Source organism: Massilia luteola, assembly GCF_034420155.1.
Taxonomy (GTDB): Bacteria; Pseudomonadota; Gammaproteobacteria; order Burkholderiales; family Burkholderiaceae_D; genus Telluria; species Telluria luteola.
This window is the reverse complement of record NZ_JAXOFN010000016.1, coordinates 57,017-75,973: the sequence shown is the minus strand read 5'-3', so window position 1 is coordinate 75,973 and position 18,957 is coordinate 57,017. Positions and strand designations below refer to the sequence as shown.

18 protein-coding genes and 1 tRNA gene are annotated in these 18,957 nt (G+C 65.4%); 10 read left to right on the top strand and 9 right to left on the bottom strand.

From position 1 onward, the window contains the following. The first annotated feature begins 75 nt into the window (after nucleotides 1-75). The 4 genes from rnr to U9J41_RS17015 all read left to right on the top strand — a co-directional run bounded on the left by rnr (nucleotide 76) and on the right by U9J41_RS17015 (nucleotide 5,078). Nucleotides 76-2,631 carry a ribonuclease R gene (rnr, locus tag U9J41_RS17030; RefSeq protein WP_322403367.1) on the top strand — a complete coding sequence of 852 codons (2,556 nt, stop codon included), beginning with the start codon at nucleotides 76-78 and terminating at the stop codon, nucleotides 2,629-2,631. 3 nt (nucleotides 2,632-2,634) lie between these two features. Next, nucleotides 2,635-3,381 (top strand): 23S rRNA (guanosine(2251)-2'-O)-methyltransferase RlmB, encoded by a 747-nt coding sequence (gene rlmB / locus U9J41_RS17025; protein WP_322403366.1) that lies wholly within the window; start codon nucleotides 2,635-2,637, stop codon nucleotides 3,379-3,381. A 239-nt stretch (nucleotides 3,382-3,620) separates the two neighbouring features. Further along, nucleotides 3,621-4,358 (top strand): serine O-acetyltransferase, encoded by a 738-nt coding sequence (gene cysE / locus U9J41_RS17020; RefSeq protein WP_322403365.1) that lies wholly within the window; start codon nucleotides 3,621-3,623, stop codon nucleotides 4,356-4,358. Nucleotides 4,359-4,385: 27 nt separating this feature from the next. Beyond that, on the top strand, nucleotides 4,386-5,078 hold the full coding sequence (locus U9J41_RS17015; RefSeq protein ID WP_322403364.1) for a YceH family protein: 693 nt from the start codon (nucleotides 4,386-4,388) through the stop codon (nucleotides 5,076-5,078). A 14-nt stretch (nucleotides 5,079-5,092) separates the two neighbouring features. Here the strand turns inward: U9J41_RS17015 and U9J41_RS17010 are convergent, their stop codons facing one another. The 7 genes from U9J41_RS17010 to U9J41_RS16980 all read right to left on the bottom strand — a co-directional run bounded on the left by U9J41_RS17010 (nucleotide 5,093) and on the right by U9J41_RS16980 (nucleotide 10,444). Beyond that, nucleotides 5,093-5,815: a hypothetical protein gene (locus U9J41_RS17010; protein WP_322403363.1), complete on the bottom strand. Its 723-nt coding sequence runs from the start codon at nucleotides 5,813-5,815 to the stop codon at nucleotides 5,093-5,095. Between the two features lie 3 nt (nucleotides 5,816-5,818). After that, on the bottom strand, nucleotides 5,819-6,823 hold the full coding sequence (locus U9J41_RS17005; RefSeq protein ID WP_322403362.1) for a hypothetical protein: 1,005 nt from the start codon (nucleotides 6,821-6,823) through the stop codon (nucleotides 5,819-5,821). Next, on the bottom strand, nucleotides 6,820-7,689 hold the full coding sequence (locus U9J41_RS17000) for an ABC transporter ATP-binding protein (protein WP_322403361.1): 870 nt from the start codon (nucleotides 7,687-7,689) through the stop codon (nucleotides 6,820-6,822). The genes U9J41_RS17005 and U9J41_RS17000 overlap by 4 nt, the downstream gene beginning before the upstream one ends. Then, entirely contained in the window at nucleotides 7,686-8,051 is a 366-nt protein-coding gene (locus U9J41_RS16995) for a GntR family transcriptional regulator (RefSeq protein ID WP_322403360.1), read from the bottom strand. Before U9J41_RS16995 ends, U9J41_RS17000 begins: the two co-directional genes overlap by 4 nt. A gap of 212 nt (nucleotides 8,052-8,263) precedes the next feature. Further along, nucleotides 8,264-9,052 carry a UDP-2,3-diacylglucosamine diphosphatase gene (locus U9J41_RS16990; protein WP_322403359.1) on the bottom strand — a complete coding sequence of 263 codons (789 nt, stop codon included), beginning with the start codon at nucleotides 9,050-9,052 and terminating at the stop codon, nucleotides 8,264-8,266. A gap of 197 nt (nucleotides 9,053-9,249) precedes the next feature. Then, nucleotides 9,250-9,744, bottom strand: a complete 495-nt coding sequence (locus U9J41_RS16985; RefSeq protein ID WP_322403358.1) for a peptidylprolyl isomerase — start codon at nucleotides 9,742-9,744, stop codon at nucleotides 9,250-9,252. An 82-nt stretch (nucleotides 9,745-9,826) separates the two neighbouring features. Continuing rightward, entirely contained in the window at nucleotides 9,827-10,444 is a 618-nt protein-coding gene (locus U9J41_RS16980; protein ID WP_322403357.1) for a peptidylprolyl isomerase, read from the bottom strand. A gap of 248 nt (nucleotides 10,445-10,692) precedes the next feature. Between U9J41_RS16980 and cysS the strand changes: the two genes are divergently transcribed. The 6 genes from cysS to U9J41_RS16950 all read left to right on the top strand — a co-directional run bounded on the left by cysS (nucleotide 10,693) and on the right by U9J41_RS16950 (nucleotide 16,819). Further along, nucleotides 10,693-12,090 (top strand): cysteine--tRNA ligase, encoded by a 1,398-nt coding sequence (gene cysS, locus U9J41_RS16975; protein ID WP_322403356.1) that lies wholly within the window; start codon nucleotides 10,693-10,695, stop codon nucleotides 12,088-12,090. Between the two features lie 28 nt (nucleotides 12,091-12,118). Next, nucleotides 12,119-12,787 (top strand): DNA-3-methyladenine glycosylase family protein, encoded by a 669-nt coding sequence (locus U9J41_RS16970; protein WP_322403355.1) that lies wholly within the window; start codon nucleotides 12,119-12,121, stop codon nucleotides 12,785-12,787. Between the two features lie 61 nt (nucleotides 12,788-12,848). After that, nucleotides 12,849-13,826, top strand: a complete 978-nt coding sequence (locus U9J41_RS16965) for an acetyl-CoA carboxylase carboxyltransferase subunit alpha (protein WP_056435188.1) — start codon at nucleotides 12,849-12,851, stop codon at nucleotides 13,824-13,826. Next, nucleotides 13,823-15,253, top strand: a complete 1,431-nt coding sequence (gene tilS / locus U9J41_RS16960; RefSeq protein ID WP_322403354.1) for a tRNA lysidine(34) synthetase TilS — start codon at nucleotides 13,823-13,825, stop codon at nucleotides 15,251-15,253. The genes U9J41_RS16965 and tilS overlap by 4 nt, the downstream gene beginning before the upstream one ends. 127 nt (nucleotides 15,254-15,380) lie before the next feature. Continuing rightward, nucleotides 15,381-16,628, top strand: coding sequence for an aspartate kinase (locus tag U9J41_RS16955; protein ID WP_322403353.1), 1,248 nt, complete (start codon nucleotides 15,381-15,383; stop codon nucleotides 16,626-16,628). 97 nt (nucleotides 16,629-16,725) lie between these two features. After that, nucleotides 16,726-16,819, top strand: a tRNA-Ser gene (locus tag U9J41_RS16950). A 137-nt stretch (nucleotides 16,820-16,956) separates the two neighbouring features. On the opposite strand, the gene U9J41_RS16945 is transcribed toward U9J41_RS16950, so the two are convergent. After that, complete coding sequence (locus U9J41_RS16945) at nucleotides 16,957-17,778, bottom strand: hypothetical protein (protein WP_322403352.1); 822 nt, start codon at nucleotides 17,776-17,778, stop codon at nucleotides 16,957-16,959. A gap of 164 nt (nucleotides 17,779-17,942) precedes the next feature. After that, the gene (locus U9J41_RS16940) at nucleotides 17,943-18,911 is read right to left on the bottom strand and encodes a sulfurtransferase (protein WP_322403351.1); all 969 of its coding nucleotides are present in this window, start codon (nucleotides 18,909-18,911) and stop codon (nucleotides 17,943-17,945) included. Nucleotides 18,912-18,957 lie beyond the last annotated feature (46 nt).

The window sequence follows — 18,957 nt, the reverse complement described above, 5'->3', positions numbered from 1 at the left end:
CACCCACGTGTCAATGTAACGATATCCGTGCCGTCAGATGGACGGTGCCACCACTGAGAAGATAAGAATACAAATTTGAAGCACCCAACTCATACCATTCCAAGCCGCGAGGAAATCCTCGGCGTGTTTCGCCAGGCCCAGGGACCGCTCGACAGCGGCGCCCTCGCCCGAGCCCTGCAAGTCAACCCGGACGCGGAAGGCGTGCTGGCGCGCCGCTTGAATGCGATGGAGCGTGACGGCCAGTTGCGCGCCAATCCCGCGGGCGAATATGCGCTCACGGACCACTCCAGCTTCATTTCCGGCCGCATCAGCGCGCACCGCGACGGCTTCGGCTTCGTGATCCCGGACGAGGGCGGCGAAGACCTCTTCTTGCCGGACAAGGAAATGCAGAAGGTCCTGCACGGCGACCGCGTGCTGGCCCGCGTCGTCGGCACCGACCGCCGCGGGCGCGCCGAAGGTACGATCGTCGAGGTCAGGGAACGGGCCAACACCCACGTCATCGGCCGCCTGCTGAACGAGAACGGCGTCTGGATCGTCGCGCCGGAAGACAAGCGCATCGGCCAGGACATCCTCGTCAGCGGCTCGCCCGGCAAGGCCAAGTCCGGCCAGATTGTCAGCGTCGAACTGGTCGAGCAGCCGTCGCGCTTCCGCCAGCCCACCGGCAAGATCGTCGAAGTGCTCGGCGACCTGGACGACCCCGGCATGGAGATCGAGATCGCCGTGCGCAAGTTCGGCGTGCCGCACATCTTTTCGCCGGCCGCCGTCAAGCAGGCGAACAAGCTGCCGAACGAAGTGCGCGACGCCGACCTGGGCGACCGCGTCGACCTGCGCGACGTGCCGCTCGTCACGATCGACGGCGAGGACGCGCGCGACTTCGACGACGCGGTGTACTGCGAGCCGGTCAAGATCGGCCGCACGAAGGGCTACCGCCTGCTCGTGGCGATCGCCGACGTCAGCCATTACGTCAAGCCGAACGACGCGCTCGACGGCGATGCGATCGAACGCTCGACGTCGGTGTATTTCCCGCGCCGCGTGATCCCGATGCTGCCGGAAAAACTGTCGAACGGCCTGTGCTCGCTGAACCCGGCCGTCGACCGCCTCACGCTCGTGTGCGACATGGTCGTGACGACCGGCGGCGAAGTGAAAGCCTACCAGTTCTACCCGGCCGTGATGCACTCGGCGGCGCGCCTGACCTATAACGAGGTCGCCGCCGTCCTGGGCAACACGAACGGGCCGGAAGCGGGCCGCCGTCCGGGCATCGTGCCGCACCTGCTGAACCTGAACGAGGTGTTCCGCGCGCTGCTGCAGGCGCGCCAGGAGCGGGGCGCGATCGACTTCGAGACGACCGAGACCTATATCGTCTGCAACGCGATGGGCAAGATCGAAAAGATCCTGCCGCGCACCCGCAACGACGCGCACCGCCTGATCGAGGAATGCATGCTGGCCGCCAACGTGTGCGCGGCCGACTTCCTGATCCGCCACGACCAGCCGAGCACCTTCCGCATCCACGCCGTGCCGACCGAGGAAAAGCTGAACCAGCTGAGGACCTTCCTCAAGCAGGTCGGCCTGAACCTGGGCGGCGGCACGACGCCGCAGGCGCGCGACTATGCCGAACTGATGGTGCGCATCAAGGAGCGTCCGGACGCCACGCTGCTGCAGACCATGCTGCTGCGTTCGATGCAGCAGGCCGTCTACAGCCCGGACAACGTCGGCCACTTCGGCCTCGCGTACGAGGCGTATGCCCACTTCACGAGCCCGATCCGCCGCTATCCCGACCTGCTGACGCACCGCGCCATCAAGGCTGTGTTGAAGGGCAAGAAGTACGAGCCGACCGGCATCGATTTGTCCAAGCTGAACACGACGGTATCGAAGACGGTGCGCAAGCAGGCCGCCAAGGACAAGGCGGAAGGCAGGCAAAAGGATCCGAAGGACCTGACGATCTGGGACGCGCTGGGCGTGCACTGCTCGGCCAACGAGCGTCGCGCCGACGAGGCGTCGCGCGACGTCGAGAACTGGCTCAAGTGCTACTACATGAAGGATCGCCTCGGCGAGGAATTCACGGGCGTGATCTCGGGCGTGACGCCGTTCGGCATCTTCGTCCAGCTCGACCAGCTATTCGTCGAAGGCCTCGTGCACATCACGGGCCTCGGCACCGATTACTTCCAGTACGACGAGACCCGCCACGAACTGCGCGGCGAACGCACGGGCCAGGTGTACCAGCTGACCGGTCGCGTGACGGTGCAGGTGGCGCGCGTCGACCTGGAATCGCGCAAGATCGACCTCGTGCTGGCGCAACCCGCGAAGGACGGCAACGTGCCGGCGCCGCTGGAGCGTGCCCGCGCCGCCGCGCAGGACGCGTCGGCCTCGAAACCGCCGCGCCGGCGTAAAGCCAGGGACGGCGCCGTGCCCGTGTCGCAGCAGGAAGCGCGCGTGACCCCGGCCGAGCCGGCCGCATCCTCGTTCGGCGCCACCGACGAGAACGAGGAAGACGTCGTGTTCGTGCCGCCGACGCGCCGTCGCCGCGGTGCCCGCAATGCCTCGCCCGCAGCAAACCAGACCGCGTCCAAGAAGACCGCGGCGAAAAAAAGCGCTTCCACAAAGAGCGCGTCCAAAACCAGGAAGAAGAAGTAACGCATGAAAAATAAAATGATTTTTGGCTTCCACGCCGTGACCTCGCGCCTCCGCCACGAGGCCGCCAGCGTGGAAGAGATCTTCGTCGATGCCGGCCGCCAGGACCGCCGCATGCAGGACCTGATCGCCAACGCGAAGGCGGCCGGCGTGCGCGTCATGCCGGTCGAAGCCGAGCGCCTCGACAAGATCGTCGGCACCCGCCGCCACCAGGGCGTGATCGCGTTCGCCAGCCAGTTGTCGCTGGCGCGCAACCTGGACGAGCTGCTGGATGCCGTGGAAGGTCCGCCGCTGCTGCTGATCCTGGACGGCATCACCGACCCGCACAACCTGGGTGCCTGCCTGCGCGTGGCCGACGGCGTCGGCGCGCATGCCGTCATCGCCCCGAAAGACCGTTCCGTGGGCCTGAACGCGACGGCCGCCAAGGTGGCCAGCGGCGCCGCCGAAACCGTGCCGTACATCACCGTGACGAACCTCGCGCGCACGATGCGCGACCTGAAGGAACGGGGCATCTGGCTGATCGGCACGTCCGACGATGCCGACAAGGGCCTGTACGAAGGCGATTTCACGGGCCCGACGGCGCTCGTGATGGGGTCGGAAGGCGAGGGCATGCGCCGCCTGACCCGCGAGACCTGCGACCTGCTGGTGTCGATTCCCATGTTCGGCTCGGTCGAGAGCCTGAACGTGTCGGTGGCCTCGGGCGTGTGCCTGTACGAGGCACGCCGCCAGCGCCTGGCGCACGAGCCGCGATAATCCTGGCGTGGAGGGTGGGCACGGGGTGCCCAGCCTACGATATCTGCCGCTGTGTACGGCGCGCCGTCCACGCGGTAATACGCGGCGTCGAATTTGCCGCGCGTGGACGGCACGGCCGTAGGATGGGCTCCCCGAGCCCATCAGGCGCCCGCATGACGCCGGCCCCAAAAATGATTCCCTCATAAGCAAATACGGCGCGGATCGGCTACCATGCGGTGTCACTTGCCCGAATCCCGACTATGTTTTCCAAGCTGCGCGAAAATATCCAGAGCATCATCGAACGCGACCCCGCGGCCCGTAACGCCTGGGAGGTGCTCACCTGCTACCCGGGCCTGCACGCCGTCGTCCTGCACGGCTGGGCGCACGCCTGCTGGCGTGCCAATTTCCGCTGGCTCGGGAGGTTCATCTCCTATTTCGCGCGTGTGCTGACCGGCATTGAAATCCACCCGGGCGCGACGATCGGCCGGCGCGTGTTCATCGACCACGGCTTCGGTGTCGTGATCGGCGAGACGGCCGTCGTCGGCGACGACTGCACGATCTACCAGGGCGTCACCCTGGGCGGCACGACCCTGGTGGCCGGCACGAAACGCCATCCGACGCTCGAGCGCGGCGTGATCGTCGGCGCCGGCGCGCAGGTGCTCGGCGCGTTCACCGTCGGCGAATATGCCAAGGTCGGCTCCAACGCCGTCGTCGTCAAGCCGGTTCCGGCCGGCGCCACGGCCGTCGGCAATCCGGCTCACATCATCCGCAAGGAAGACCAGTCACGCAGCGCCCAGATGTTCGCCGCCTACGGCGTCACGCCGAACGGCGACGATCCGCTGTCGAAGGCGTTGCGCAACCTGATCAACCACGTGGCCCAGCAGGACGAGCAGATCGAGCGCATGTGCGCGACGATGAAGGCGGCCGGTATCCGCTGCCATACGCCGGACGAGAGTGATAAACTCGACCAGGCACAATTGAACCGGCTCGTCGAGTAAGCGACCGCGAACACACAAAGGACACCGATGCAAGACGATATCCCGGGCAGCTTCGACCCGGCATCCGACCTCGACCCCAACGAAATCCGCGTGCTGGGCGTGCTCGCCGAAAAAGAGGCACTGACGCCCGATAATTATCCGATGTCGCTGAACGCGGTGATGAACGGCTGCAACCAGCTGTCCAGCCGCGACCCCGTGATGCAGTTGTCCGAGGACGTCGTCCACGACACGCTGCAGCGCCTCATGCAGCGCAAGCTCGTGAACGGTATCGCCCAGGCTGGCGCGCGCGTCATCAAGTACGAGCACCGCATGCGCATCAAGTGGACGCTCGAGCAGGACAAGGTGGCCGTGCTGGCCGTGCTGATGCTGCGCGGCCTGCAGACCGCGGGCGAGATCCGCAGCCGTACCGGCCGCCTGCATGAATTCAAGTCGGTGGCGGAAGCGGAAAGCGCGCTGCAATTCCTGATCGACAAATATCCGCCGCTCGTCGCGCGGCTCGATCGTGCGCCCGGCACCAAGGAGCCGCGTTACGGCCAGCTGCTGGGCGGTGCGATCGACGTCGCGAAAATGGACGCTGGCGGCGGCGCCGCCGGCGGTGGTTCGGCCGGCGGCTCGACCGGCGCCCGCGTGGCCCAGCTGGAACAGGAAGTGGCCGCGCTGCGCGGCGAAGTCGACGAACTCAAGGCGCAGTTCGCCGCGTTCCGCCAGCAGTTCGAATAACGGCGACGGCGGCCTTACGTGCCGCCGTCGTTCATCTCCACCAGCGCGTCGTCCGGCCATGCCGGATCGCCGATCGGCGCGAGCACATTCCACCCGTGGGTCTCCAGCGTGCGCGAGCGCTCGCCGGCGCGCAGCACCGCCCGCGCGCCCGGCTGCGCGGCCATGACGCCGTAGTTGAAATCCTTCTTGGCGCACCAGTCCGACGTCATCATCAAGGTGTTGATGGCCGCCTTCGCCATGAACGGCATCTGTTCCTTGACGATGGCGATGGTCACCCGGCATTCCAGGCGCAGGTCGCCCAGGCGGCGGACGTTGTCCGGCAGGCCGGCCGTGCGCACCTCCGGGTGTCCCGTGTACAGGCCGTTCTTCCGGTTCAGGATGAACGTGGCGTCGGCATCGTAGGCGGCCTGGCTGCGCTGCACGGTGAGCAGACCGCCGGCGTCGATCGGCACGTTTTCCTGGAACGCGCCGTCGTCGCTCGCCAGCCGCAACCGCAGGCCGTCGTCCGCATTCGCCGGGCCGCCATCGGCATGGCGCATGCGGAAGCGCAGGGTCGCGTTCGGCGCCAGCGCGCGGTTGGCGTCGAAGGCGTCGAGGCCGGCCGCGACGTTGCGGTAGGAGCGCATCTCCGGGTCGGCGATGCCGGCGACGTGGACCGACGGCACGGGTTCGTCGGCCCGCGCGGCGGGGAGGGCGCAGGCCGTCAGCAGGATCAATCCCGACAAGGTCGGTCGCATCGCTCAGCCCTCGTCGCGCCAGCGGCGCACGCGGATCGCGGCGTACAGCATCGCCACGCCGAGCACGACGCCGATCCAGGCGTCGGGGCCGGCCAGCGACATGTACGACTGGGGTACGAGGCCGCTCATGTCGATGCCGTTCCTGGTCGGCTGAATCGCCGCCGGCAGGCCGCCCTGGAACTGGAACCAGATACCCGGCACGATGCCGCCGAGGATGCGTGCGACCACGTCACTCGCATAATGTGCCAGCAGCAGCGTCTGGCCGGAAAAGTTCTCGAGTGCCGCATTGATCCATTTGATCGTGACGAGCGCGACCACCGGCACGCCGACTGCCCACAGGAACGGCTTCGATTTCGCCCAGCTCGACACGAGCATCAGCCAGCCCACGGTCGGCAGTGCCCACACGACGTACACCGGCAGCAGGGCGACAAGGCGCAGCGGCGCGAGATACAAGTTGGGTGACGCCAGCATTGTCGCGAACAGATTCAGGCCCTGTGCGCTGAGTTCTATGCAGGTGACGAGCAGCAGGATCAGTGCCGCGACGATGGCCAGCGCGATCGTGATCGCGGGGGCGACGACCACTGCGGTGATGGTCTTGGACAGTACCGTCATCGAATCGGAAACGGGCAGCGATTTCCAGAACAGGATGCTGCGGTCGCGCCGTTCATCGTACAGGGCGCCCAGGCAGTAGAAGAATACGACCGCGGTCAGGACGACCAACAGCGGCGCCATGCCGCCCATGTACATGCCTGTGGCCATCCGCGCGACCACGTTTGCCGTTTCGTCGGGCAAGAGTGTCTCCAGCCGCGCGTGATCGAGCGGCTGGCCGTTGATCGTCACGTGCGTCGGCAAGTGATGCGTCATGATGCCGTAGGTGATGCCGCCGCCGATCAATATGACGAGCAATGTCCCGACGATGAGCGGCGCCCAGAACATCGAGCCCTTGTGCTCCCAGAACTCGCGCCGCAACAGCCATTTCATGGTGTCCGCGCTGGTAGTCGTATTCATGCGTAGGTTCCTTTCATGGTCGCGACGAACAGGTCGGCGACGGAGGGATTGCGGGTTTCGCCGAGGGCGGCCAGCTGCTGGCGCGAGGCACCGCCGGGGCCGGCGTCGAACAGCAGCACGGCCTTGCCGAACACGGTGCGGCGGTCGATCGGCTGCAGCGCGTTGGCGGCGCTCAGTTTTTCCTGCGGCACCATCACTTCGACATAGCGCTCGCCGATCTCTTCCATCGACGCGGCCAGCACGATCCGGCCGTCGCGGATGAACATCAGGTCGGTCAGGATGTGCTCGACTTCCTCGACCTGGTGCGTCGTGATGATGATCGTCTTGTGCTCGTCAAAATAGTCTTCCAGCAGGTTCTGGTAGAACTGCTTGCGGTAGATGATGTCCAGGCCCAGCGTGGGCTCGTCGAGCACGAGCAGTTTCGCGTCAATCGCCATCACGAGGGCCAGGTGCAGTTGCACGATCATGCCCTTGGACATTTCCTTGACCTTCATCGACGGCAGCAGCTTCGTGTTCGCGATATAGCGTTCGGCCTTGTCGCGGTTGAAGCGCGGATGCACGCCGGCCACGAAGTCGATGGCGTCCCGTACGCGCAGCCAGCGCGGCAGGATCGCGACGTCGGCGATGAAGCACACATCCTGCATCAGTTCGTCGCGCTGGGTGCGCGGATCGAGGCCCAGCACGGACAGCTGGCCTTCGAACGGGATCAGTCCCAGCGCGGCCTTCAGCGTGGTGGTCTTGCCCGAGCCGTTCGGGCCGATCAGGCCGACGATGCGGCCGGCGGGGATGGTGAAGTCGATGCCGTCCACGGCCGTGCGCTTGCCGTAGCGCTTCGTCAGGCTCTTGGCTTCGATGACGGCGCTCATTGCGCGCCTCCGTTTGGTTCACGCAGCAATTGCTCGATGTTGAGGCCGAGACGGCGGATCCGTTCCAGCATCGCCGGCCACTCCTCGCGCAGGAAGCGTTCCCTTTCGCTTGCGAGCAGTTTTTCGCTCGCGCCTTCCGTGACATACATACCGATCCCCCTTCGCTTTTCTACTAAGTTGTCGTCGACCAGTTCCTGGTAAGCCTTCGAGACCGTGATCGGATTCAGCTGGTATTCGGCCGCGATCTGGCGCACGGACGGGAGCGGGTCCCCGGCCTTCAAGGCGCCATCGAGCATCATACCGATCACCTTGTCCTTCAACTGCCGATAGATCGGAGCGTTGTCATTCCAGCCGATCGTCATCGCCGGCCCCCTTTCGTCGTGGTGGTGCAGTCCATGTCATGCCTGCCTCCATGTTAGTGATGTAGAGTTGTGGTGTTGTAGTTAAGTATAACACCTAGTCGACCCGAGTCAATACGCGGATCGCCAGGGACGACCTAGCAGGATTGAGAGGGGTAGGTTCAGGTCCGGAACGGGAGCCGGACCGGGAGGTCAAACGGTCGGATCAGGCGGAATCAGGTCGATTCGGGTCGGATCACCTGGCCGTCGAGGTCGAAACGCAGGATGCGTCCGTCTTCGTCGATCGCGATCCAGCCGCCACGCACGGGCGTCTCATCGAGCTCCCAGTCGGGCAGCACGTAGCGCTGCCGGCCGCCGGCGTCGTGCAGGGCAGGGCGGTGCGTATGGCCGTGGATGATGACGTCCGCGCCGCTGTCCGCATGCAGCGCGGCGATGGCGGCCGGGGTGACGTCCATGATCTCGTACGACTTGTCGCCGTGGGCGGCGCGGCTGCCCTCGCGCAGGCCGGCGATGATCGCCTTGCGCTGGGCCAGCGGCATGGCGAGGAACTGGCGCTGCCACGCCGGATCGCGCACCTGCGCGCGGAACGCCATGTACTTGACGTCGTCCGTGCACTGGGCGTCGCCATGCACGAGCACGACCGCGCGGCTCGCGCCCCCGCGGCCCGCGAACGTCGCGACGTGCGGCTCGGGCAGCAGCGTGAGGCCGGCCGCCTCGGCGAAGCCGGTGCCGACGAGGAAGTCGCGGTTGCCGGCGAGCCAGCAGACGGCCGTGCCGCCGTCGCTCACGCGCCGCAGCGCAGCGGCGACGCTCGCGTTGAACGGATCGTCGAGGTCGTCGTCGCCGGCCCAGTACTCGAAGATGTCGCCGAGCAGATAAAGCCGCTCGGCATGTGCCGCGCGTTCGGTCAGGAAGCGGAAGAACGCCTCGGCCGTACGCGGATGGGATGCCTGCAGGTGCAGGTCGGAAATGAAGAGTGCGAGCGTGCGCGCGGGTGCGGTCATGTGCTGCCAGGATCAATCGCCGGAGCAGGGCGCCCGCGCGTCATGCCTGCCTTTCAGAGTTATCAAGCACTTCGAAAAACCGTGGCGAGCGGCAGCAGATCTGGTCGGGAACCGCAGCTGTACGATTGTACAGCCGGTCCGCCGTAGCGGAGAATCGCAGGCCACATATGCAACGCGCAGCAGGTTTTTCGACGTGCTTACTGGACGACTTCGACTTTTTCGATGATGACGTCTTCGCTCGGCACGTCCGAGTGCATGCCCGAGCGGCTGGTCTTGACGTTGTTGATCTGGTCGACGATGCCCTGGCCTTCGACGACCTTGCCGAACACGGCATAGCCCCAGCCGTCCTGGCCCGGGTAGTTCAGGAAATCGTTGTTCTTCGTGTTGATGAAGAACTGGGCCGAGGCCGAGTGCGGGGCCATCGTGCGGGCCATGGCGAGCGTGTACTTGTCGTTCTTGAGGCCGTTCTTCGCTTCGTTCTCGACGGTCTGCTCGGTTGGCTTTTGCTTCATGCCCGGCTCGAAACCGCCGCCCTGGATCATGAAGTCCTTGATCACGCGGTGGAAGATGGTGTTGGTGAAGTGACCCTTGTTCACGTAGTCCAGGAAGTTGGCAACGGTCTTCGGTGCCTTCTCGGCGTCCAGTTCGACCTTGATGTTGCCCTTGTTGGTGGTCATGAGTAAGGTGGTCATGTTTTTGTCCTGTGATGGTTGGTGATGCCTCGACGGCCGGCACAAGGCGCAGCAGCTTGTCGCGGTTGGAGTTGCGAGTTCGTTATTTTACTAGCTTATCGCCCTTGAGGACGGTCACGGACTGGATCGTGACGGGCGTCACGGGCACGTTCTCGAGGCCGTGGATGTCGTCGACGAGGACACCCTTGATCTTGTCGACGACGTCCTGGCCCTTCACGACCTTGCCGAACACGGTATAGCCGGACCCTTGCATGTTTGGATAGTCGAGCCCCGGATTGTCGACCACGTTGATGAAGAATTGCGAGGTGGCCGAATCCGGATTCGATTCGCGCGCCATGGCGACCGAATACTTTTCGTTCGACAGGCCGTTGTTGGACTCGTTCTTGATCGGTTTGTTCGTGCGCCGGCCGTGGAACTGGGCATCCATGCCGCCGCCCTGGATCATGAAGCCGTCGATCACGCGGTGGAAAATGGTGCCCTTGTAGAAGCCGGACTTCACATATTTAAGGAAATTGGCCACCGCGATGGGCGCCTTTTCCTGGTTCAGTTCCAGCACGATCTCGCCCATCGACGTTTTCAACGCGACTTGCGGCTCGGCGGCGAACGCGGCCGTAGACAGGGCCAGCGCGGCCAGGCCGGCGGCGAAACGGGTGGCAAACCGGGTGGCAAACGGGGCGCCGGGCGATTTCAGGACGTGCATCGTAGCTTCCTCTCGGTGGATATAGAGCAAAGTGCTGTCAAGGGTTTTGCAGAAAAATAAACCTAAGGCATATGCGGCCAGTCGGGATTTTATCAATGCTATACTTTGCGACGGACTGCGGATTCTATCAAAAAGAACAAGGTTTCCCCGAATCGCGGTCCTGACACTCCCGACGCGCCCGCCACGTCCCGGCATCGCCGCAAGGCAGCGTTTCGAGCGTCATGCTCCAACCCTCTAGCAAACATCCGATGAGCCAACTCAAGATCTACAACACGCTCGCGCGTGACAAGCAGGTTTTCGTTCCCCTCCAACCCGGCAAGGTCAACATGTACGTGTGCGGGATGACGGTCTACGATTACTGCCACGTCGGTCACGCCCGGATGATGATGGCGTTCGACGTCATCTATCGCTGGCTCAAGGCATCGGACTACGACGTCAAATATGTCCGCAACATCACGGACATCGACGACAAGATCATCAAGCGCGCCGTCGAGAACGGCGAGACCATGACGGCGCTGACGACGCGCTTCATCAAGGCGATGGACGAGGATACGTCCGCACTGGGTATCCTGGCGCCGGATGCCGCGCCGCGCGCGACCGAGTACGTGCCGCAGATGCTGTCCATCATCGACAGGCTGGAGACGAAGGAACTCGCCTACCAGGGCGACGACGGCGACGTGAACTATGCGGTGCGTAATTTCCCGGGCTACGGCAAACTGTCCGGCAAGTCGGTGGACGACCTGCGTGCCGGCGAGCGCGTGGACGTGAACACGGGCAAGCGCGACCCGCTCGATTTCGTGCTGTGGAAGGCCGCCAAGGAATCCGAGCCGGATGAGGCGAAATGGGATTCGAAATGGGGCAAGGGCCGTCCGGGCTGGCACATCGAATGCTCGGCCATGTCGTGCGCCATGCTGGGCGAACACTTCGACATCCACGGCGGCGGCGCCGACCTCCAGTTCCCGCACCACGAGAACGAGATCGCCCAGTCGGAAGGCGCGTTCGGCGCACCCATGGCCAATTACTGGATCCATAACGGCTTCGTGCGGGTCGATAACGAAAAGATGTCTAAGTCGCTGGGTAATTTCTTCACGATCCGCGACGTCCTCAAGCAATACGATCCGGAAGTCATCCGCTTCTTCATCCTGCGCGCCCACTACCGCAGCCCGCTGAATTATTCGGACGCCCACATCGACGACGCCAAGGGCGCGCTGACCCGCCTGTACACGGCGCTGGCCGAAGCGGATATCGGCGGCGCGGCGGTCGGCGTCGACTGGGACGAACCGCACGCGCTGCGCTTTCGCGAAGCGATGGACGACGATTTCAACACGCCGCTGGCGGTGGCCGAGCTGTTCGACCTGGCGTCGGAAGTCAACAAGAGCAAATCGCTCACGGCCGCGCGCCAGCTGAAGGCGCTGGCCGGCGTGCTGGGCCTGCTCGAACGCAGCCCGCAAGCCTTCCTGCAGGCCGGCAGCCCGCGCGAGGACGGTCTCGATGAAGCCGCGATCGTCGACGCGATCGCGCGCCGCGCCGCGGCCAAGAAGGCACGCAACTTTGCCGAGGCCGATGCGATCCGCGCCGGGTTGACGGCGGGCGGCGTCGTGCTCGAAGACAAGCCGGACGGCAGCACCAACTGGCGTCGCGCCTGACGCCAGAGCGCCCGGACAGATAACGAGCATGGCACTTTCCAAGGAACTCGCGGGCGCCGCCCCAGCGCCGCCGGACGTACAGCCTTCCGTCCCAGCCTATTGGGCGGAGGCGAAGGCCGAGCTCATGCGTCGGGACCGCATCATGAACAAGCTGATCCCGCAGTTCGGCGACATGCACCTGCGCGGCCACCCCGATCCGTTCACGACGCTGGCCCGGTCCATCGTCGGCCAGCAGGTGACCGTCAAGGCCGCCGAGTCTGCGTGGACGAAGCTGCGCGCGCTGTGCCCGAAGATGACGCCGTCCCAGGTCATCAAGGCTGGCGCGGAAGAGCTCGCCGGCTGCGGGCTGTCGAAGCGCAAGACCGAATACATCCTCGACCTGGCCGATCACTTCAAGGCGAAGCGTGTGCACGCGGACCAGTGGTCGCAGATGGATGACGAGGCCGTGATCGCCGAGTTGGTCCAGATCCGCGGCATCACGCGCTGGACAGCCGAGATGTTTTTGATATTTAATCTGCTCAGACCGAACGTCCTGCCCCTGGACGATCCCGGCCTGATCCAGGGCATCAGCCAGAATTATTTTTCCGGTGAGCCAGTCTCGCGCAGCGATGCGCGCGAGGTGGCGGCCAACTGGGAACCCTGGCGGACAGTTGCCACATGGTATTTGTGGCGTAGTCTGGATCCGGTTCCGGTATAGAATAACGCCCTTGCCGCCGCGCGGATGATCTTCCGCGGCCACGAACACACCCGGAGGTACAATGAGTAAAACAACTTTCCTCAGTTTCGAGCAGCCGATTGCCGAGCTCGATTCCAAGATCGAAGAGCTGCGCTTCGTGCAGGATGATTCCGCCGTCGACATCTCGGAAGAAATCGATCGCTTGGCCAAGAAGAGCCAGCAACTGACGAAAGACATCTATGCCAAGCTGACCCCCTGGCAGGTTTCCCAGATCTCGCGTCATCCGCAGCGTCCGTACACGATGGACTATGTGAACGCGATCTTCACCGACTTCCATGAACTGCATGGCGACCGCACGTTCGCCGACGACCAGTCGATCGTGGGCGGCCTGGCCCGCTTCAACGGCCAGTCGTGCATGGTGATCGGCCACCAGAAGGGCCGCGACACGAAAGAGCGCGCGATGCGCAACTTCGGCATGCCGAAGCCGGAAGGCTATCGCAAGGCGATGCGCCTGATGAAGCTGGCCGAGAAGTTCAACCTGCCGATCTTCACCTTCGTCGACACCCCGGGCGCGTTCCCCGGCCTCGAGGCGGAAGAGCGCGGCCAGTCGGAAGCCATCGGCCACAACCTGTACGTGATGGCCGAGCTGAAGGTGCCGCTGATCGCCACGATCATCGGCGAAGGCGGCTCGGGCGGCGCGCTGGCGATCGCCGTGGGCGACGCCGTGCTGATGCTGCAGTACGCGACCTATTCCGTGATCTCGCCGGAAGGCTGCGCGTCGATCCTGTGGAAGACGTCGGAACGCGCGGCCGAAGCGGCCGACGCGCTGGGCCTGACGGCGCACCGCCTCAAGGCGATGGGCCTGATCGACAAGATCGTCAACGAACCGCTGGGCGGCGCCCACCGCGATCCGCAGCAGATGGCGCAATTGCTCAAGCGCGCGCTGGCCGACACGCTGCGCCAGTTCCAGGGCATGAAGACGCGCGACCTGCTCGATGCCCGTCACGCCAAGCTGATGTCCTACGGCAAGTTCAAGGAAACGACGCCGCGCGAAGAGTGAGCCGTCGTATCCAGGGGCCGGGCGCCGCGTCCGGTCCGGCCGCCCAGTTCGCGCAGGCCGTCGAGGCCCTGCGCGCAGATTATCTCCCCGCCGCCATGCCGCGCGTCGCGGTCGCCCTCAGCGGCGGCCTCGACTCGATGGTGCTGCTGCGCCTCGCGCACGCGCACGGACTGGATGTCTGCGCCTTGCACGTCCACCACGGCCTGAGCCCGAATGCCGACGCCTGGCGCGACCATTGCGCGGCCGCCGCCGCCGGGCTGGGCATCCTGTTCGACTGGCGCGCTGTCGTCGTCGCGAAAGGGAAGAGCGGCATCGAGGCGGCCGCCCGCAAGCTGCGTTACGCGGCGCTGGGCGAGATGTGCCGGGCCCACGGCGCGGGCGTGCTGCTGACGGCCCACCACCTCGACGACCAGGTCGAGACGGTGCTGCTGCAATTGCTGCGCGGTTCCGGTCCGGCCGGGCTGTCCGGCATGGACCCCGCCAACCGCGCCCCCGGCCTGCTGGGCGACGAGCGCCTGGCGATGGCGCGGCCGCTGCTTGGCGTCGCACGCGCCGATCTCGAACGCTGCGCGCGCGAGCTGGGCATCGCCTGGGTCGAGGACGAGTCCAACACCGATCCGCGCTACGCCCGCAACGCGCTGCGCCACCAGGTGATGCCGGCGCTCGCCGTCGCGTTTCCCGGTTACCAGCAGAGAGTCGCGCGCAGCAGCGCCCACACGCGCTCGGCCCAGCGCCTGCTGGACGAACTGGGCCAGCAAGACCTCGCCGCCTGCCTGGCGGGCGATGCGCTCGACCTCGCGCGCGCGCGCCTGCTCAGCCGCGACCGCATCGACAACCTGCTGCGCCACTGGTTCACGACACGCCGCCTGGCGATGCCGTCGACGGCGTGGCTCGCGCAGATGGTGGCGCAGATCCTGTCCGCGCGCGACGATGCGCAATTGCTCGTCGAGCACCCCGACGTGCAGGTGCGCCGCCACCGCGACCTCCTGCACCTCGTGCCGCACCCGCCGGAACTCGCCGGCCTGCGCGATCCGGACGACGCCGGCATCATCGACAGGCACGCCCAGGCCTTCGTCTGGCACGGTGAGGCGGCCATCGATTTTCCGGACTATGGCGGCACGCTGCACTTCGACCCCGCCGAGCGCGGGGTCGATTCCGCCTGGCTGCAGGGGCAGTCTCTCGCCATCGATTTCCGCAAGGGCGGCGAACGGCTCAGGCTGGCACACAACCGCCCGACGCGCAGCCTCAAGATGCACTACCAGGCCAGCGGCATCCCGGCCTGGGAGCGGGGGCGCCTGCCCATCGTCAACGCCGGCGTCGACCTGCTGTTCGCCGCGGGCCTCGGCATGGATTGCCGGCATGTGGCGGACGGGCCGGGACGCGTCGCATTGCGTTGGGAAAGCGCCACGGCAGCCATCCCGGGCTAATGCTCTTTCCGCATTACCATATTCCTATTCGGTATAGATTTCGTGTCCTGACGGCTTGTGATTCTGCGGCGCAGCATGTAGAGTAAAAGGCTCATTTGATTTTTTACAAGCGGAAATCCCTTCAGTCATGGCCTTAATAGTCCACAAATACGGCGGTACGTCGATGGGTTCGACGGAACGCATTAAAAACGTCGCGGCCCGCGTCGCCAAATGGCACGACGCCGGCCACAGAGTCGTCGTTGTCCCGTCGGCAATGTCCGGTGAAACCAACCGTCTGATCGGCCTGGCGAAAGAGATCATGTCGCAGCCGGACCCGCGCGAGCTGGACATGATTGCATCGACCGGCGAACAGGTGTCCGTGGGCCTGCTGGCGATGGCCCTGCTGGCGCGCGGCAAGGATGCCGTGTCCTACACGGGCTGGCAGGTGGGCATCAAGACCGATTCGGCCTTCACGAAGGCCCGCATCCAGTCGATCGACGACACCCGCGTGCGCGCCGACCTGGATGCCGGCAGAATCGTGATCATCACCGGTTTCCAGGGCATGGATGAGGATGGCAATATCTCGACGCTGGGCCGTGGCGGTTCGGACACCTCCGCCGTCGCCATCGCGGCCGCGCTGAAGGCCGACGAATGCCTGATCTACACCGACGTCGACGGCGTCTACACGACCGACCCGCGCGTCGTGAGCGAAGCGCGCCGCCTGTCCCAGATCACGTTCGAGGAAATGCTGGAACTGGCGTCGCTGGGCTCGAAAGTCCTGCAGACGCGCTCCGTGGAATTCGCCGGCAACTACCGCGTGCCGACGCGCGTGCTGTCGTCGCTGACCGACCCCCTGATGCCGCTCGAAGAAGAAGCCAACTCGGGTACCCTGATTTCGTTTGAGGAAGAAAGCAACATGGAACAAGCCGTCATCTCGGGCATCGCCTTCCACCGCGATGAAGCCAAAATCACCGTCCTGGGCGTGCCGGACAAGCCGGGCGTCGCCTACCACATCCTCGGTCCGATCTCGGAAGCGAACATCGAGGTCGACATGATCATACAGAATCAGTCGGTCGACGGTAAAACCGATTTCACCTTCACCGTGTCGCGCAACGATTACCAGCGCGCGATGGGCGTGCTGGAAAGCATCCAGGCCGAAATCGGCGCCGCGCGGATCCTGGGCGATGCCAAGGTCTCGAAGGTGTCGGCCGTGGGCGTGGGCATGCGCAGCCACGTGGGCGTCGCGTCGCAGATGTTCCGCACGCTGTCGGAAGAGGGCATCAACATCCAGATGATCTCGACGTCGGAAATCAAGATTTCGGTCTTGATCGACGAGAAATACATGGAGCTTGCCGTCCGCTCGCTGCATAAGGCTTTTAACCTGGAACAAGCTTAACTTTTTTCAAAAAAATGGCCGTGCTTCCTTGACCAAACGAGGTGTGGCCATTAATATGCGTGCACTCAGCGCTGACGCATAAACGTTGAAGCTGACTGGAGGCGTGGCCGAGTGGCCGAAGGCACTTCCCTGCTAAGGAAGCATACGGGCTTAAACCTGTATCGTGGGTTCGAATCCCACCGCCTCCGCCAGAACACCGTTCCTGAACATTCAGGAACATCAAAAAACCCGCTGTTCTCATCGAGACAGCGGGTTTTTTGTTGCCTGGCGTTGCGGCCTCCCCAGCAACTGCAGGGCCGCAACGCAGGCGAGTATCGTTGACGAGCCGCTACACGACCAGAATGCCCTGCAGCGACGAAATACGCTGCGGCGCCGACCAGGCGCCGATCAGTTGGCGCCCGGCGTCGAACTCGAGCAGCTGTCGTCCCTTGTGGCCGTTGTCCGGCCCATGGCCCTGCCAGTTCGCGACCAGCAGGTGGCCATTTGGCAATTGCTCGAAGCTCGCATAGAAAAACGGATCGACTTCCGCCGGCACCTGGGCCGCATCGCCGAAGCGATGCACGACGTTGCCCGCCGCGTCGAACGCCACCATGAACGCCCCATAACCCGCCGCCACGAGGGTCGTGCCGTCCTCCAGTCGCTCGGCCTTCCACGCGTGCTCGAAGCCCGGCGCGGCGAAGCGGCGCCGTTCCGACAGGTCCGGCCCCGTCTCGAGGATGTGGTCGTTGGTGCACAGCAGATAGGTGCCGTCCGGCGTCGTCCGCATCAGGCGCACGTAATCGCCGTCGCGGCGCGCGATGGCCGCGAGATGCAGGTCGCGGTCCAGCGTCAGCACGTTGACGCCGCCCGTGCCGTCCAGGTTCCAGCCCGTCACCAGCGTGCTGCCGTCGGGCCGGCGGCGGACGGCCGTGACGTCCGTCCAGCGCGCGCAGGCCGCCAGGACCCGGCCGGATTCGATGTCCAGTTCGAAGAAGCCGCGGTCGTAGCCGACCAGCACGCGCCGCGCGTCGAGCCGTTGCAGGTCGCGCGCGAGCGGGTAGGGGGACAGGTCGAGTGTCCAGTGAAAGGTGTCGGTGGCCGTGTCGATGAGGGACAACTGTTGGCGTCCCTCGTCGATGGCGAGCAGGCGGCAGGAAATTGGTTTAAGCATGGTCGTGATGGTGGTGGAACAGGGTTTATCGGCGGGGCGCGGCAGGCATCGCGGGGAGTGCGTGACGGGCCGTCGATTGGTTATCGATAACTTTCGGCGATTCTATGCCACCTCGGCTGTGCCGACAATGCTTTTTTGGTATCGATAACTCCGCGTTGCTTTTTTCAGGCCGGTATGGCTTGTGCGGCGCCGTCCGGCGGCGCGCCGGCGGCATGGCAACCGGCCCTGCACACGACCGGGTTGGCGCCGTCGCGGCTCCATTCGCACCAGCCGCCGTCGTACACGGCGATGCGCTCCCAGTTCATCAGCCAGGCGTAGAAGAACGCCAGCGATGCGCGCCAGCCGGTGCCGCAATAAAACACCGCGGGCCGGCCGGCATGGATCCCGGCGCTCCGCCACATGGCGCGGATGTCCTGTGCGGGCTTCATGCGGCCATCGGCCCGATGAAACGCGGCCATGCTGTTGACGTCGCCCTCGATGCCCGCGCGGCCCCACAGCGCACCTGGAATGTCGCCGCGCGCATCGATGTAGCTGTAGCCGGACGTCGTGCCGACGAATTCGTGCCACGTGCGGATGCTGACCAGCGTGGCGTCACCGCGCGCCAGCAGGTTGCGTACCCGGGCCATGTCGACCAGGTAGTCGGGACGCGCGGGCAGCGCCGTGCCGAAATCGTCCGCGGCCGGATAACGGCGCGGCGGTCCCGGTTCGAGCGGCAGCCCGGCCCGCCGCCACGCCGCGAAACCGCCATCGAGCAGGCGCACGTCGGCGACGCCGGCATACAGCAGCAGATGCGCCACGCGCGCGGCCGCGAGGAGGTTGCGTCCGTACAGGACGACAGTGACGTCGTGGCGGATGCCATGGGCGATCAGCAGCCGTTCCAGCGCGGCGTCGGGCACCTTGTTCCACAGCGGGCCGTGTTCGAACCATGCCGTGTCGAGGTAGCCGGCGCCCGGAATATGGCCGGCGGCGAACGCGCCGCCGGCGCCGCATCCCGTTTCGAACAGGCGCCATTCGCCGGCGGGTGGCGCGGCGATGCCGGCGCCGTCGACCAGTCCCGCCACCCAGGCGGGCGTGACGAGTTGCCGCCAGCGGTGCAGGTCGCGGCGGAAGCCGAAAGGAGGGGTGCTGTTCAAAGGAGAGACGACGTAAAAAGGGCCGGGCCCCGTATGGTACAGGACC